The sequence below is a fragment of the Paenibacillus sp. FSL M8-0228 genome (assembly GCF_038007385.1).
Taxonomy (GTDB): Bacteria; Bacillota; Bacilli; order Paenibacillales; family Paenibacillaceae; genus Paenibacillus; species Paenibacillus polymyxa_D.
The window spans coordinates 3,953,771-3,969,881 of sequence record NZ_JBBOXA010000001.1 but is presented as its reverse complement, the minus strand read 5'-3'; the positions used below and the strand labels follow the sequence as shown (position 1 = coordinate 3,969,881).

The window sequence follows — 16,111 nt, the reverse complement described above, 5'->3', positions numbered from 1 at the left end:
GGAACTAAAGACAGTTCATCTTTGCCTTATGTCATAGAGGGAAAGTTGAACTGTTTTTTTATGGGCAATCCATCAGATAACATCATATCCACGCATCGGAGCCTGGCGGTTCCTCGGTCCGGCAAAGAGGATTGCCAGGGAGGGGCAGGCGGACACATACGCACGGCGGCCGCTCATTTCGTTCGCATAAGTCAGAGAAACATCGTGAACACAGAAACGTTATATGCTAGAAATGATGGATAACAAGTAGAATAAAAGAAAAATGCAAGAAAATAAATGAGAACACTTGTTTGCACTCGCGAATACAGGTAAAATATAGATACAATTGACTCTTGGGTGGGCATGGTTTTCCTTCGAAAAGTGAGACCATGGATGTAAAAGATGCGGTGACTCTAATGTTACTATTTTGAACATTTATTCTTGCACTTTTGACATACATCAATAACAACAAGAGAAGGCAAAAAATCACCTAAAGGTTAAGAGCCGGAGGTGGGTTTTTATTACCTGAGACTTAGAAGGGAATAAACCCTCTAAGCCAATTGTACTGACCGGGTGATGACCGTACTTGGTCTTTCATTAAGGGTGTACTAACAGATGAAAAAAGATGAATCAAAGAAAAAATTAGATAAGTGAAGTGAAAAGCAAGTTAGTAAGCAAACTCATATGCGAAATACTATGCAGTAATTTTAAAAATCTATTAAAACAAAAACAAGAAAATGAGGGATATGCCAATGACATTACAGGACCTATTTAATGAAAAACCAACTCAATTGTGGAACAAAAGAATGGTTGAATACGGAGATGACCTTTTTACGGAAGAGAGATTATTAATGTGTGATAAAGTCCTGGATAACTATCTAAACCAATTAATATTATTACAAGAAACTACACATCCTGAAAGTATTATGAAGGCTGTAGAAGAAATTGTAATTACGTTTAATGAATTGAATGAAAAGAACGACTATTTTATTGAAACGATGGAACGTGAAGAACTGGCTGAATTTATAGATAAGGCAGCAAGACTAGCTGGATTAGAAATTGAGGAGGATCAAGATATTACGGAAGAATGGAGAGAATGGTGATGGTGAATTATACAGGATTTTTAAGTAGATTCAATGAAGTAATGGTACTTTGCATAACATCACATTCAAGCATCGTCGCATTCGCTCCTCGGTTCGGCAGAAGTTGAGAAGCCATGAAGTAGAATCAGCCGAACATATCCGGCATACGCCGGACGTCTTGAATTCAGAAACGTTACGTGAAATCAGCTAGGTATAAAAGATTATATTTAGGAGCAAGTACTATGGAGCGAATTTACAAGCATATCAAGGAATACACAGATCAGGAAATAAAAGATATTTTAACTCGTCAAGAAGTAGAAGAACTTATATATTTACCACTTTCAGTTGGAATGTATCATCACAATTGGAAGTTTGCTCAAGATATATGTCTTAAATCAGCACAACATGATAATCCAAATGTAAGAGCGAATTCTGTATTGGGATTAGCACATATAGCAAGAACTAAAAAACAGTTAGATAAAAGACTAGTAAAACCAATCATTGTGAAAGAATTAAAAAATAATATAGAACATACAGGAATAATATTAGATGCTATAAGTGATATAAATTTATTCATGAAGTGGGAACTAGCAAGGAAGCATAATTATTAGTTGGCTTGAAGAAGAACTGACCTCATATAACATCGCATCTACGCTGCGGCCGTTGCCCTTGATTCACTAGAAGTGGAAAGCAGAGAGAGAAGCGGGATCAGCTCACAACCCTGCGAGGCTAAGTCCGATGGACCCGGCGCTTTGCGCCTTAAGCCTCTCGGATTCGTAGATACAAGAACGTTATGCGAAACTGCTTAGAGATGGAGGAATACCAGATGTTTTTGAATTCTCATGTCTTTGAGTTAGCCAAAAAATTAAATACAGAAGAGAATCATAAGCAATGGACAGGCTTAAGAAGAAATTCTGTATTCTATGGCTTGGTCTGCTATATTAACAATTCAATTTCTTTATGTCTAAGTGATAATTATACAAGTTCAATATTGTTTTTAAGAAGAGCACGTAAAGAAATCATTAATATTGAAACCAATTCAAATAAGATTCAATATCAATATGGAGATAAATATATCAAACTCTGTAATAATTATTTGAATGAGTTAGAGACATTTATAAAAGATAATCATTTAGTGTCTGATGAAGATTTTGAGTTTATTTTAAACAAAGAATTGTAGACATCGGTTCAAAAGTTTTCGAAGAAGCTTCGCATAACATAATATCGGAGCCTAGGCCAGCGAGTTGGGGTTCATGCATACAGGAACGTTATTAGAAAAACTATGAGGAGGAAAATAATGAAGCTATTTCATGGAGAACAAGTCTTAATTAAAGAAAACAATCTCTTACAGCCACAAATACATACTCCTCTTGGAATAATTGAATTTTCAATCACAGTCTCTGATAACTTCTATTATCCAGAAAAAAGTTATAAACTCAAAAATGGTGGATCATTATATAAATATTATTATGATTCATTTGATTGTGAGCTAGTTGTCTGTAGACCCAAGCTCAATCTCGCTTTACATCTGACAGTAGAAGAATGTTGGGGAGCAGTTTTTAGAATAAAGCCTCATGCGAACACTCAAATAAGTACGTGCAGCTTTTCTGCTTCTTGGAAGGAGGGTTACAGTTGGACAGATTATGGATCTAATACTGGGGAAGATCTTGAAGCTGTCGAATACGAGAATCAGATATACCGTTTACACTTGGGGACACAAGACGGGGATATGTTAATGGCAAGAAGAAATCAAGGAGATATGATTCCTAAATCGCTATGTTTAAACTCTGACTTTGAAAAGCACGGTTTTATCCTAAGTTCTGATAAAGGCATTAAAATTCCTATGACACTAATTGATTCTAATGAGATATGCCAAGTACATTTTTTAGTTGCTTGGAATAAGAATATCAAAGAGGATGTTTCGACGTGGTTGGCTGTGGACCAGTTCTCAAATGAAATATTAAAGGGAGAAGAAATTTTGTAGATACCCTCAAAATTGTCATAGTTCATCTGATAACATAGTATCACACATCGGCATACGCCCTCGGCCCGGCAGAAGGATTTCGGAAAAGGAGATCACTGTAGGACACCTGAGCACTCGCTGGGATCGTGAATGTAGAATCGTTAGATGAAAGCCCCCGAATAAATAAAACCATCTAAAAAGGATGAAAAGAAAAAGTGATAAAATCTATTAGTATTGATGAATGGATTGGGACCACATTCAATGAAGAAATAGTTATGAATCCTACGTGGGCAGACACTTTAAGTTTTTTTAAAAAACTCGATGGAGATAAATTTACATTAGTTTTTTTTGAGGTATCAGATACAGATTCAGCATTGGTTGGAGGCGGACCGGAATATTTTATAGTGTCTATTACAATTGATGGTAATATATATACTCTTATGAACAATAAACAGGGAAACGGTGAAATTCATCTGGTTGCTGGTGGCCAGTTAGGCAATTATTGCGATAACATTTGTATAGAATTAATTCCTATGCTTGAAGTAATAAAGTATTTTTATGAAACTGGAAAACTACTCGAAACACATAAATGGAAACGAGAATAATAATTACTTAACTCGAAAAAAGTCAACGTTATTTAACATAGCATTCAACTCATCTGGCCGGGACAAGCCCGACCCTTAGCCCGGAAGATGCATTTCGGAAGGGCGGATTCAACGGAAACATTCAACCGGCTAAATAGCAGAGCCACCCGGACTACGTGCCTTATCCATTGACGAAAGTAGATTTTAGAAGTGAATCCGTCATATAACGTTAAATTCAAGCAGTGGCTCCTAACGGAGCCTTGGTCTGTTGAAGGATCTCAAAGGGGCGTGAAGAAATTGAATTACATAAGAGAATTAAGAGAGTTAGTAGGTACCCGACCTATAATTATGGCAGGAGCATGTGTGATTCTCATAGATGATGAGGGACGATTACTATTGCAGCAAAGAACTGACAATGGTCTATGGGGATTACCAGGAGGTTCAATGGAGCCTGGTGAGAATATGAAGGAGGTTGCAAGCCGGGAACTTTTTGAAGAGGTAGGCTTAGAAGCCGAAGAGTTAGAATTACTTGATATATTTTCAGGCCCGGAACTCTACTATCGATATCCGCATGGAGATGAAGTATATAACGTAGTTGCAGCTTATATATGTAAAGAATACAGTGGAATAATTAAAGGTGATAAAGCTGAAGTACAAGATATACGATTTTTTGATTTAAACAAGATACCTAATCAAATAAGTCCTCCCGACCTACCGATAATAACAAGATTTTTAAATGAAGTAAGATCATGAAAACATTTTTTTAGTAAATCGAGGATGTCCCCGACATCACCTAACAAAGGGCTGTTTGAACTTCGGGAATTCCCTACATTATGTGAAATCAACGAAATTATTTAAGAGGTAAACATGGGTGTGGCCGCTTGGCGCTTTTTCTTATTCCACGTGCAAGTTGCAGTAAAATGAACATGAAGTAGACGGAGATGAGTGTTTACTTCATGCTCGCTTAAATTTTTAAAAACTGAATTACAGATGGATCAATGGATCTTTGGAGGTTCAGAATTCATCAAATCGTTAAGCTGGGTCACAAAAACACCTTCGTTCGGGCCAGGGTTATTTCGAAACATTTTCGCTTCTTCCACCAGAACTTCGTCTGTATCCGTGCCAAGTATCTTTATTGTTGCATCAATGAATGAATCAAGTGGCATCGCACGCGGTTCATCGTTGTTGCTTTGAACCCATGGGGGTACAATTTCTATTACTTTTACCGATGTGTCTTTAAGCATGTACCTTTGGGACAGCGTATAGGTATGAAGTGCTGCCTTTGTCGCGGAGTATACAGCAGTTGTCGCTAATGGTACAAATCCAAGTATCGAAGTCGTGTTGATGACAACGGCTTCTTCTTTGGACTTCAAATGCTCGATGAATGCAGAAATCAACCGAATGGGACCTAGAAAGTTTGTCGTGACAGTCGAAATCAAAACATCCTCATCAATCACGCCTGCCGCGTTATCAGACTGTATGATGCCGGCGTTGTTAATCAAGACATTAACATCCGGGTATTCTTTGATTAACCGCTTGGCGGCCGCCTTTATGCTGGCAGGGTCTTGTACATTCAATTCCACTGCGGACATGCCGGGATTCGCTTTGATCGTCTCCTCCAGACGCTCTTTACGTCGACCGGCGATAATAACTTTGTTTCCAAGATTGTGGAGAGCTTCTGCTAACGCACGTCCAATTCCCGAACCGCCGCCTGTAATAAAAATCGTGTTTCCTGTAAGTTTCAATTTTTAAACCCTCCTAATTCAATGTGATTTAAATCATTCCAAAGATTGTAAAACAATAGATTTCATGATTACAGCTCCACTAAAATTGAACATATGTTGAATCATCAACATAAATTTTATAAAGTGAATGTATCAGAGCGGTATATGGGGTTCAATGGTTAAAACAAGCGTGGTTGTTGATTTTTCAACAGAGGACTTCGAAGTGTTCATTTTTTCGGATAGCACAAAGGGGAGAAGGATATGGACAGGCGTATTCAAAAATCGAGGCAAGCCATTATTGATGCTTTTATGAGGCTGATGTCAGAAAAGGAATTCGAGAGAATTACGATCAATCAAATTGCTGAGGAAGCGAATGTCAATCGCGGAACGGTTTATTTGCATTTTGCTGATAAGTACGATCTGCGCGATCAATGCATGGAAGCTCAAATTAAAGAGTTACTACGCAATTGTATGTCTGAAGATAACTTCTTTCATCTCCCTTCCAAAACCGCACTACTGCGTACGTTTGAATATTTGGAGCAGCATGCTTCATTCTACTCAATAATGCTGACGAACAAGGGAAGTACGGTTTTTCGAAACCAAATAGAGACAATGTTCCGGCAAAGTCTGTGCGAGCATCTGGATTCGATCAACCTCGATCAGGATATGAACAGGGACATTACGGTGCAATTTTTAATTTCAGCGGCAGTGGGGGTATTGGAATGGTGGATTACCCGTTCAATGCCATATCCGGCATCGGTCATGGTCGAACAATTTTGGAATTTGCTGAACCGTGGTGTCGAGGGACACGAACAATAGTGGTTCAAATGATAGAAATAGAAATAACAGAAGAAGAGTCACTAAAAGCTCAAAAAAGTGAAAGAGATGCAGATGAACTAATAATCAAATTACAAAATAAAAAAAGACCATATAAGAAAATTCGCTGATAAAAAAATTGCAGATTGATTTTGAATGCATAATGAAGAAGTTCGGTAACTTCTGATAACATAATATTCAAGCATCGAATCCTTACGGAGCCTTGACCTGCTGGTATAGAGTTTTGGGGGGGCATTTTAGCAGACAACCCTGGAAAAAATAAAAAGATAATGGAGGTATGTTTGGTGCTGACATTAGAAAAAGCTGGAAAAAATGATGCGCAAAGACTTGCTGAAATACAAAAGGCCAGTTTTGAGGATGAATCAAAGCATTTTAATAATAACGAAACCGTTGGGCCCATAGGATATGACTCCATAAGTTGGCAAGAAGAGATGATGCAAAATTGCGAATATTTCAAGGTGCTCTTTAATGGAGAAATAATCGGGGGAGCTATGATATTTGTAGAATGTAATCAAGTGCATAATCTAGGAAGGATCTTTATTGATCCAAATTTTAAAAATCTAGGAATCGGAACGAAGGTGATGGAGAAAATTGAAAATAAATTTCCGGACAGCACTAAATGGTGGCTGGATACTCCTAGCTGGAGTGTGAAGAATCATCACTTCTATTCAAAGTGTGGGTTTACTAAGGTTAGAGAAGAAGGTGACTTATACATTTTTAAAAAGACTTTATAAACTTATGTAATGTACAAACGTTATGAGACATCAGTGCTGAGTGTTACAAAGAAGATATTCGATGAAAAGAGTGAAAGGGAGGATTACAATGCAGATTGATTTTGCGATTGAATCTGATTATGAGTACATCTTGTTAAGAGACAAGCACATACATAAGACACTGATAAGACCAAAAATAAAAGAAAATGAAATTCTAATAATCAGAGAATCCAATCAAAAAATAGGTTGGATGAGATACGGATTTTTCTGGGACAACACACCATTTATGAATATGATATGGATAGATGAGGAGTATAGAGGAACAGGTATTGGTAAAAAAGTTGTCCACTATTGGGAGGAATTAATGAAACAAAAAGGTTTTGAAATGGTTATGACCTCAACACTTTCAAATGAAGAAGCTCAACATTTTTATAGGAAGCTTGGATATAGAGATGCTGGATGTTTAATGTTTGAGAATGAACCTCTGGAAATAATACTGACAAAGGATTTAAACAAAAATTGACGTTGAGGAAATCAATGTAAAAAGCATTTTAAGAAGAGAGTGCTAATAATATGTGGTGTATTTCTTCCAATATAGAACTAAAAAAGGAATTGACTTTAGACTACAGAGATTTTTTTAATAGAGTAATCTAGAATAGACGAGACCAAATAATATTAAACAAGGATTGAAGAATATATTAAATAAGAACTAGAGGTATCACATAACATCGTTTTCCTGAAAGTGAAAGTCAGGTAGACAATCCTGCGAGGCTAAGAACCGAAGCTAGCCAGTCGCTACGCTTCTTTAAGCTTCTCGGGTTCAGGAACACAAGAACGCTATTAGACATAATTGCTGATAAAGTAATGTTGAGGTGAATGATGAAAGTATTTCAAAAAAAAGCAATCCCAATCATTGTTAGACATTATCAATTCATTTGCATTGTTGATGAGAAACCTTATGAGGTATTGTTTAGAGCTTATTCAAGGAAGTATAAAACTTCTTTTATTGAAATTTCGTTCGACTGGAAAGAATGTTGTTACATTAACTTATATAGACCTTTAATAAAATCCATATTAATTGAATATTGTATAAAGCTTGCTTGGATATATGATAAACCGAAGCAAATTCTAAGAATAAAGGACAGTAGAAAAATTGTTCAAGAACTATCATTAAGGGATTATGATTACAAATAAATGTTGGCATTTTCATGCGAAGCAATTTTGTCTACGATTAAGAGAATTGCTTATAGATATTTTATTGAGAATTATAAACAGCTCGAAGGCGAGGATGATAAAGGGCTGATTTTGTAAGTGAATCGAAGAAGTTATGTTTCGTTAGCTCCTATGGAATCTTGGTCTGCGAGCTGGATATCGAAGAGGAATTTCAGCAGACAACCCCTGACGGAGCTCATGAATACAAGCGTTATAGAAAAGGGACGCAAACCATAAAAAGAAGGTGTTTAAGTTGTTTGGTTTATTTAAGAAGAAGAAAATAATATTTGAAGATCAACTAAACAAACTTTCTGAATTGGGCATCTTCATGAGTGCAGATTTAAAAAAAGAATTACTTTTGGAAGAATTTTCGAGAAATGAATATGAAGAAGATCCCTACAACTTGCTACTACTTACTTTAGGTGGAGAAGTTGAAGTGAATGGTGAATTTATAAATGTATCTGAGGAAATTTGGTATTTAGATACTGAATGTATTGAGGACCATGGAGACTATGCAAGAATAATAATACGATTAGAGAATATGACAAAACTTAATTTAAATAATATAACGGATTACGTAGATATTCAGAATGGTACTGCATGGGTCTCTTTTGAATATATTAATGAACTTATCAGATGGGAAATGAAAGTATATGATGATTGGTTGGATATGGAGATATTCAAGAAATTTAACGAACTAATAAAGACTGAACAATCCATGAAATTGTATATTTCAATTTTAGATCAAGGTTGCCTAATGGGCTATTTTAATAAAGAACAAGTAATTGAAATAAATAAATTAACAAAATATAAATTTGAAGAATATCAGTGAAATATGAATAAAAAGGAGCCAAAACAAATGAGTGAATTGACTTCAGGAAGCTTATCACTATTGAAATATAAAGAAGCAATTCTTGAGCATGATCCTATATACGCGGAGGATTTAAATGACAAATGGTTTGTTTTCGTAACCAAAGATACAGAAGAAAGTGAAGAAATTCCAGAAAGTCTATTTCAAATCTCAGAAAAAATCCCAGTGTTATATTTTTATAATTTTGAAGATCACTGTTGGGGATACCGTGTAGTTTATAATTCACAAGAGATAGCAAGTCTTCATATATCATATGTGTTATTAGATACTTCAATTATTAAGCTTGCAGAAGAAAGATATCCAGAGGAAGATCACATTGAATTTTTATATGTCGACCCTAGAGGGGACAAAATCAGAACTGAATTAATTGAAGAAGTTTTGGGATCTAATGAATACAATGAGAAAATAGCAAAACAGTTTACAAATTGCAATCTAAAAACATTTAGATTTTTTGAACTAGATAATGAGCGAATAAAACAATTAGACGATATTTTGAATAATAATTACTATACACAACTGGAATCTAAGCATCAGTTAGTAGAAGAGTTTAAAGAATTATTAAACATTGAGGAAATGAGCTGGATAGGATACGAGCAGATAGAATGAATGAAGAATACCAGGTCGTAGTAGTTCTATTATGTATTTTTCTGCACCCAAACAATCCAAAACTCGGGAGTCAAGGGTTGAAAAATGTATCCAGAAAATTCTCAATGGAGAGGGTTTAAATGATCGGTAAAAGTAATTCAGGCAAAGGCTAAATAAACGTATTAGAGGCGATAATTATGATAGATTTAGCGTCAGAAAGATTACTTATAAGAAATTTTCGATCTGATGATTGGAATGATCTACATGATTACTTATAAAATGATAGGACACATTTACTTTAATCAAACCGTACCGTTTGAGTTTTTAACATGGGAAATAGGATACATATTCAACCCAAGATACTATGGAAATGGATATGCTACTGAGGCAAGTAGAAGAGTATTGCAATATGGATTTGAAGAGTTAAAGGCTCATCGGATTATTGCGATGTGTAATCCAGAAAACGCTTCATCGTGGAGATTATTGGAGCGCTTGTTGATGCGAAAAGAAGGACAACCCATTTGGCATAATGCATATCAACATGCGATTTTAACAGATGAATGGCAAAGGAACAATGAATAATTTGAAAAAAGGAGTGTGATACCATGAATGAGAAGTCGCAGTTACTAGAGGATTTCAAAGAATGGAATCGTTTTGTTTCTGGGATTCGTGAAATGGATTGGGACATATCGATTACTGAAGGTAAATGGTCAATTCAGGATGTCGTAAGTCATATACTGCTGTGGGATAAATACTTTTTTGAAGCAGCCATAAATCCGATATTGAACAATAAACCTCTGACATTAACACATATGGATTTTGAACAATTTAATCAGGATGCTGTTGAATATGGAAAAACAAAAACGAAAGAAGAATTAATTAAAATGACTATTCAGTACCGTAACATGATATTGGAGAGTATAGAGAGTTTTGAAGACGACAAGTTTACTAAAGAATATGCTGACGGGAAGTTTACTGTAATATCATATTTAAGAGATTTTATCTGGCATGATCAACATCATATCAGACAGATTGATGAGCTTAAAAGAAGAGCTATGTGAGTATATAGGCGGGTGAATAATATGAGAGATTATTGGAACAAAAGGTTTGCTGAAGAAGGAATGATTTGGGGTTGTGAACCAAGTCAAACTGTAACCCAAGCTATAGATTTGTTCAAAAAGAATAATGCACATAATATTTTGGTTCCCGGTTCTGGGTATGGGAGAAATACCAAGATGTTTTCTTCTTATTTTCAGGTTGATGGAATTGAGATATCTAGTTCAGCTATAGATCTAGCAAAAGAATGGGATTTAAGAACGAATTTTATTCAAGAATCGGTGTTAGAGTTTAGTACAAGCAAAAGGTATGACGGCATATATTGTTATGATTTATTACATTTATTTTTGTTAGAAGACCGAAAAAAATTGATACAGAATTGTGTGATGCATTTGAAGGAACAGGGAGTGATGTATTTTACGTGTTTTTCTGACCGTGATTCTAATAATGGTGTGGGTAGGAAAGTTGAGGAAGGAACATATGAATACAAGAAAGGGAAATATGCTCACTTCTTTACTGAAAAAGATTTAAAAGAACATTTTAATGATTTGAATATATTAGAAACGGGTTCCATGAGAGAAACTCTGATACATGCAGAGAACAACAGAAAGAATATGAATTAAGATATATAGTTGTTCAAAATATTGGATAGCTATTTCGAGGAAGTAATTCAACAGACATGTCCCATCGCTTAGCTACCGCAAGTGGCAGCCGGACTGTTAATCTTAAAGCGCTGGGACATCGTGAATAAAGAAACGTTACATGTATTTGGAACTGAAGGGAATAAAAAATGAGAATGCAAGATAAACCGATAGTAAGTATTATAGGCTTGGGATTATTTAGTCTGACACTAGTGGTGCATATTTGTTTTAGATCAATAAGAACAATGGATGTAGGAATGGGGATATTATTGTCTCTAGTAAATGCCGTATTTTTAGTATTTACATTGCTATGGGGAGTATTAGGCGCAGTAGAATTCTCAAGATTAATGAGTTGGAGAGAGAAAATAAAGAAAAGAGAAGTGAACGAAGAAGTAGATTTACATAAATACAAGAAAAAAATTAAAATATATCTATGTATAAACGTAATTTATTTATTACTAGTTATATGTCAACTCGGCTATGTTATTTATAGATGGGATGAGGTGAACGTATAGTGCATAGAGCAATGCGATGCTATTCGAAGGCGAAATAAGTTCCAGTTAACAACGTATTTTTGTACCGGCTATCATCTCAATCTGGTAGAAGAATTTCGGGAGATGTGGAACCAGTCAGAAACTTACGCCAAATCGTCAGGACGTAGAAAAAAATCAGCTTTGGAATTCTATATAAGGTCGCTTCACTCGGCTCAAGTTGATTTTTTATGTACTTTTTAACAAAGCAAATAAACTGCCATGAGCCAAATCGCTTAAGGCAGTTTATTTGTCTTTTGAACCTGTATATCCGTTGAAACTTTTTATTCCTCTCCGGTCGCCACCGGATTCTCCTCATAGCTAATCCAGTCGCTCCAGCTTCCCGGATATAAACGGACCTTACTAAATCCAGCTTCATTCAGGGCCAGTACATTGGGACAGGCGGATACGCCAGAACCACAATACACGATAATTTCTGCGTTTGGATCAAGATCGGCAAAGTGCTGCTGCAATTGTTCCGCATTTTTAAAGCTGCCTTTTTCGTCCAAGATCTCTTTCCAGAAGAAATTCACTGCACCGGGGATATGTCCCGCTGCTTGATCAATGGGCTCCTCCAGCCCCAGGTAGCGAGGCCGCTCTCTGGAGTCGATTAATATAGGTGAAAAACCGATATAGGAGCCAACAGGAACAGAATCTTCGGATACACGGTGCACCTCTTGCATACTTGTGAGCATTTGTGGCTGTACATTTGGTGTGAATGTACTTGGAATGCGAATCGGCTGGTCTACCGTAACGGGGAACTTCGCTTCTTTCCAAGCGCTGTAGCCCTCTTCCAGCACATATACCTGCTCATGCCCGAGATAGCGCAGGAGCCACCAGAAGCGGGAAGCCATCATACCGCCTTGGTCATCATAAGCGACGATGCGCGAGGCAGCATTGATTCCGGCACGACTTAGACGTGCAGCAAGTGTATCCACATCAGGTAAGGGATGGCGACCCCCATGCTCAGCAAGAGGAGCGGTAAGGTCTTCTTCCAAATCGAAATGAACCGCCCCTGGAATATGGTCTTCATTAAATTGAGTCCGCCCAGCTCCGGCTTGTCCGAGCAGGGAACGGCAGTCGGCGATGATCATGTCCGGCTCATACAATCGGGCTAGCAGCCAGCGTTTGGATACGATGGATTTCATAGAGAATTCCGCCTTCCTTTTTTTAGAAGTGAATTTAATTCATTGAGTATGGTTTATGAAAATGGGGTAAATAAGTTAAGAGCTGGCCTTCAGGGGATGCTCAGTGTCAGGCAACTCACTTTGATGGACAACTTTCTTTTTAAAATCCGTTCCGTATCGGATAAAAATCCATACCCCGAACAGGATGAAAAAGCCTGCACCAAATTGTAAAGTAGACAACCATTCCCCGAGCAGCACCCAAGCTAGCAAGGAAGAAATAACGGGCTCGCCGAGTACCGCCATCGACACCGCAGTGGCGTTAATGTATTTGAGCAGCCAGTTAAATAGGTAATGTCCGAACAGCGTAGGTACAATGGCTAACAGCAGGAACAGTCCCCATTCCCGTGGAGCGTATCCGGTAAAAGGAATGGCATTGACCACATTATACAGCGCAAGTGATGTGGCTGCGATGGCAAAAACCCAAAAATTATACACAAACGCGCTCAAATGCTCGCGCAGATGCTTGCCCATCAGCATATGGATGGACACGGCTACCATACCCAAGAAGGACAGTGCGTCCCCGAGCAGGGCTTGTCCTGAGACATGGAAGTCTCCAGCTCCGATGGCCAGCGAGCCGATAAAAGCCATACCCATCCCGATGAGCATAGCGCGATTCGTGCCCGTCCGGAAAAACAAAAATGAACCGAGCATGACAAGGATCGGCTCCAATGTCATAATAACGGTAGAGCTTGCAACGGTGGTCAGTCGCAGTGAGCCCATCCAGAGCAAGAAATGCAGCCCCAGCGCAATACCGGACCAGAGGATCAGCATCCACTGCTTGCGGGTCAGGCTAAACAGCTCAGTGCGGTACTTCCAGACCAAAGGCAGCATGATCAGATTGGTTAGGTACAAACGGTACATAGCGATGACGGACACCTCGGCTTCAGACCATCTTACGAAGATCGAGGAGAACGAAATAGCGATAATACCTATGATGTACAATAATTCAAAGGAAAACGACGGTTTGTGTGCTTGATTCACGTGGCAGCTCCATCCGTATGGGGGAAAATAAATACGTCTATGTTCCTTCCAAGCGGTATCTCGAAAATTAGGTTAATACAGCCCATTATACCGTACCTAACATTCCCGTGGTATTAGGATTTTGCAAAATCCTGAGAATATAATAAACGGGAGCAGGAGGTAGGATTTTGGATTTTAAGTGAGATGCTGCGTAGAACTTTTGCTGCACAAGCTCGTCTATCATAGTGGAGGTGGATTTTATGAAAAAACAAAACACAATTTCAATCATACTACTGACTGTAGTGGCAGTGCTGGCTCTGTCAGCCTGTGGAACGAAACCGCAAACCAATAACACCGCACCTCAAGGGTCAGACCAACCGCAAACGCAACAGCAGCCGCAAGTTAAACCGGAGACAATCGCTGAGTCGGAGGTTAAAAAAGGCACAGGTGTATACAATGGAGCTGCTGACCCGCATACGGTAGAGATTGGAACCAATGGCGAAGCCCAATCCTTCCAATTGGGGGACGGACTGGACACGGTAATAGCTGGACTTAAGGAAGGCGATACAGTAGCGTTTGAATACACCGAAAAAGCAGTAGAGGGCGACGCGACGGCGAAGCAACTGACTTTAACGAAAATACAAAAAACAGAGGCTGCAACAGATGGCAATCAAAACGGAAGTGCTGGTCAAGCAGTAGGCGGAGAACGCACAAAGACTCAAACTTTTGATCTCACCCTTGAGGGAAAAAAGGAAAAGCAGACTGCGACATTAGCAAAAGGAGAGGGATATTCGCTGTATGTGTTTGATCCGATGTCCCTGTTTCCTGATCAAAACCGTGTTGCCTTGGCTGTAGATGATAACTATTATGCTGAAATTACGAAGCTACCCTCCGATTTTAATCTGGACGAACTTCAAAAAGAAGGCGAAAAGGATCTAGCTTCCATCGGTAAGGTGCAAATGCTGGACAAAGCAGCCATACCTGAAGCGTTATCCAGTAGCCGTCTGTTCTTACAAGCGAGCAGTTCGAAGATGACACAGCAATATATAGTTGTAGAAAATAAAACAGGCGGTTTCATCGTGAAAGTGAACATTCCACAAGGTGAACCTGCTGAAGGATTCCAATCCTACATTTATACATCGCTGGAGAGCCTGCAAGCTAATAAATAACCCTACTTTGATGCGGGATGATCGGCGGCTTACAATCATGAATTTAAGGCAGTCATGCCGCTGAAAATGGTTATTTTAAGGGCTAGGTTAGAGCTATAAGGGTCTAATCTATAATTGCGAGACCTGCACTTTTGTGCTATAAAGGATGAGAGAATAAGATCATTCCGGCTTGCGAAGTCGTATGAAGCGATGAAGGAGTTGTTAGATTTACTATGTCCATCGAAATGAATACACAAGAAGTCATCAACGTGATTAAAAACAGCAAGAAAAAGACGCCTGTTAAAGTATATGTAAAAGGAGCTTTGGCTTCCGCATCATTTGGCGAGAATGTTCAAGCTTTTATTTCTGGAGACAGTGGTGTTGTATTTGGTGATTGGGCTGATATCAAGCCGGTACTGGATAGCGCAAACGCTAAAGAAGAAGATTATGTGGTGGAAAATGATCGCCGTAACTCCGCTGTTCCAATGTTGGATCTGAAAGGCATTAATGCACGCATTGAGCCAGGCGCATATATCCGTGATATGGTTGGCATCGGTAACAACGCAGTCATCATGATGGGTGCAGTGATTAACATCGGTGTCACCATTGGTGAAGGCACGATGATTGATATGAATGCTGTGCTGGGCGGTCGTGTTAAAGTAGGCAACATGTGCCACATCGGTGCAGGCGTTGTCCTGGCGGGTGTCATTGAGCCACCGTCCGCACAGCCTGTTATCGTAGAAGACGAAGTATTGATCGGTGCGAACTCGGTTGTACTGGAAGGCGTACGCATTGGTAAAGGTGCAGTTGTTGCAGCCGGAGCGGTTGTAACTGAAGATGTGCCTGAATACTCCGTAGTGGCGGGTACACCTGCACGTGTGATCAAACAGGTCGACGATAAGACCAAATCTAAAACTGAGATTTTGAAAGAACTGCGCGTTCTGTAAGAATGCAGAAGTTTTTTATGTACCAAAGGTGAACGATTCCTTGTCAGAAGCATGATGCACTGACAGCATAACTTAGGGACGAAGCACAACGG

General features: G+C 38.5%; 20 protein-coding genes. 17 read left to right on the top strand and 3 right to left on the bottom strand.

Annotated features, from left to right (window positions below; genetic code table 11):
• Positions 1-731 precede the first annotated feature (731 nt).
• The 6 genes from MKY98_RS17715 to MKY98_RS17690 all read left to right on the top strand — a co-directional run bounded on the left by MKY98_RS17715 (position 732) and on the right by MKY98_RS17690 (position 4,361).
• On the top strand, positions 732-1,082 hold the full coding sequence (locus tag MKY98_RS17715; RefSeq protein ID WP_029515457.1) for a hypothetical protein: 351 nt from the start codon (positions 732-734) through the stop codon (positions 1,080-1,082).
• A gap of 221 nt (positions 1,083-1,303) precedes the next feature.
• Positions 1,304-1,672, top strand: coding sequence for a hypothetical protein (locus MKY98_RS17710; protein ID WP_069010399.1), 369 nt, complete (start codon positions 1,304-1,306; stop codon positions 1,670-1,672).
• Between the two features lie 215 nt (positions 1,673-1,887).
• On the top strand, positions 1,888-2,241 hold the full coding sequence (locus tag MKY98_RS17705) for a hypothetical protein (protein ID WP_069010400.1): 354 nt from the start codon (positions 1,888-1,890) through the stop codon (positions 2,239-2,241).
• A 117-nt stretch (positions 2,242-2,358) separates the two neighbouring features.
• A complete protein-coding gene (locus tag MKY98_RS17700) occupies positions 2,359-3,045 on the top strand; it encodes a hypothetical protein (protein ID WP_069010401.1) in 687 nt (228 codons plus the stop codon).
• 194 nt (positions 3,046-3,239) lie between these two features.
• Complete coding sequence (locus MKY98_RS17695; protein WP_029515454.1) at positions 3,240-3,629, top strand: hypothetical protein; 390 nt, start codon at positions 3,240-3,242, stop codon at positions 3,627-3,629.
• 276 nt (positions 3,630-3,905) lie between these two features.
• Positions 3,906-4,361, top strand: a complete 456-nt coding sequence (locus MKY98_RS17690) for an NUDIX hydrolase (RefSeq protein WP_029515453.1) — start codon at positions 3,906-3,908, stop codon at positions 4,359-4,361.
• A 242-nt stretch (positions 4,362-4,603) separates the two neighbouring features.
• Here the strand turns inward: MKY98_RS17690 and MKY98_RS17685 are convergent, their stop codons facing one another.
• On the bottom strand, positions 4,604-5,353 hold the full coding sequence (locus tag MKY98_RS17685; protein ID WP_069010402.1) for an SDR family oxidoreductase: 750 nt from the start codon (positions 5,351-5,353) through the stop codon (positions 4,604-4,606).
• Between the two features lie 240 nt (positions 5,354-5,593).
• Between MKY98_RS17685 and MKY98_RS17680 the strand changes: the two genes are divergently transcribed.
• The 9 genes from MKY98_RS17680 to MKY98_RS17640 all read left to right on the top strand — a co-directional run bounded on the left by MKY98_RS17680 (position 5,594) and on the right by MKY98_RS17640 (position 11,762).
• Positions 5,594-6,151, top strand: a complete 558-nt coding sequence (locus tag MKY98_RS17680; RefSeq protein WP_029515451.1) for a TetR/AcrR family transcriptional regulator — start codon at positions 5,594-5,596, stop codon at positions 6,149-6,151.
• A gap of 302 nt (positions 6,152-6,453) precedes the next feature.
• Positions 6,454-6,903, top strand: a complete 450-nt coding sequence (locus tag MKY98_RS17675; protein ID WP_069010403.1) for a GNAT family N-acetyltransferase — start codon at positions 6,454-6,456, stop codon at positions 6,901-6,903.
• A gap of 88 nt (positions 6,904-6,991) precedes the next feature.
• Positions 6,992-7,405 carry a GNAT family N-acetyltransferase gene (locus tag MKY98_RS17670; RefSeq protein WP_069010404.1) on the top strand — a complete coding sequence of 138 codons (414 nt, stop codon included), beginning with the start codon at positions 6,992-6,994 and terminating at the stop codon, positions 7,403-7,405.
• A 933-nt stretch (positions 7,406-8,338) separates the two neighbouring features.
• Positions 8,339-8,926 carry a hypothetical protein gene (locus MKY98_RS17665; protein WP_256026025.1) on the top strand — a complete coding sequence of 196 codons (588 nt, stop codon included), beginning with the start codon at positions 8,339-8,341 and terminating at the stop codon, positions 8,924-8,926.
• A gap of 27 nt (positions 8,927-8,953) precedes the next feature.
• The gene (locus MKY98_RS17660; protein WP_141695435.1) at positions 8,954-9,571 is read left to right on the top strand and encodes a hypothetical protein; all 618 of its coding nucleotides are present in this window, start codon (positions 8,954-8,956) and stop codon (positions 9,569-9,571) included.
• 243 nt (positions 9,572-9,814) lie between these two features.
• Positions 9,815-10,132: a GNAT family N-acetyltransferase gene (locus tag MKY98_RS17655; RefSeq protein WP_209018384.1), complete on the top strand. Its 318-nt coding sequence runs from the start codon at positions 9,815-9,817 to the stop codon at positions 10,130-10,132.
• A 23-nt stretch (positions 10,133-10,155) separates the two neighbouring features.
• Positions 10,156-10,611: a DinB family protein gene (locus MKY98_RS17650; protein WP_069010407.1), complete on the top strand. Its 456-nt coding sequence runs from the start codon at positions 10,156-10,158 to the stop codon at positions 10,609-10,611.
• A gap of 21 nt (positions 10,612-10,632) precedes the next feature.
• A complete protein-coding gene (locus MKY98_RS17645; protein WP_069010408.1) occupies positions 10,633-11,229 on the top strand; it encodes a class I SAM-dependent methyltransferase in 597 nt (198 codons plus the stop codon).
• A 167-nt stretch (positions 11,230-11,396) separates the two neighbouring features.
• Complete coding sequence (locus MKY98_RS17640) at positions 11,397-11,762, top strand: hypothetical protein (RefSeq protein ID WP_069010409.1); 366 nt, start codon at positions 11,397-11,399, stop codon at positions 11,760-11,762.
• 299 nt (positions 11,763-12,061) lie between these two features.
• Here the strand turns inward: MKY98_RS17640 and MKY98_RS17635 are convergent, their stop codons facing one another.
• Together MKY98_RS17635 and MKY98_RS17630 are read right to left on the bottom strand one after the other, a co-directional pair.
• Positions 12,062-12,925 (bottom strand): sulfurtransferase, encoded by an 864-nt coding sequence (locus MKY98_RS17635; RefSeq protein WP_069010410.1) that lies wholly within the window; start codon positions 12,923-12,925, stop codon positions 12,062-12,064.
• A gap of 75 nt (positions 12,926-13,000) precedes the next feature.
• Positions 13,001-13,945 carry a DMT family transporter gene (locus MKY98_RS17630; RefSeq protein ID WP_069010411.1) on the bottom strand — a complete coding sequence of 315 codons (945 nt, stop codon included), beginning with the start codon at positions 13,943-13,945 and terminating at the stop codon, positions 13,001-13,003.
• Positions 13,946-14,184: 239 nt separating this feature from the next.
• Between MKY98_RS17630 and MKY98_RS17625 the strand changes: the two genes are divergently transcribed.
• Both MKY98_RS17625 and dapD read left to right on the top strand, forming a co-directional pair.
• A complete protein-coding gene (locus MKY98_RS17625) occupies positions 14,185-15,093 on the top strand; it encodes a hypothetical protein (RefSeq protein WP_069010412.1) in 909 nt (302 codons plus the stop codon).
• A gap of 212 nt (positions 15,094-15,305) precedes the next feature.
• Positions 15,306-16,019 carry a 2,3,4,5-tetrahydropyridine-2,6-dicarboxylate N-acetyltransferase gene (dapD, locus tag MKY98_RS17620; RefSeq protein WP_029515436.1) on the top strand — a complete coding sequence of 238 codons (714 nt, stop codon included), beginning with the start codon at positions 15,306-15,308 and terminating at the stop codon, positions 16,017-16,019.
• Positions 16,020-16,111: the final 92 nt, after the last annotated feature.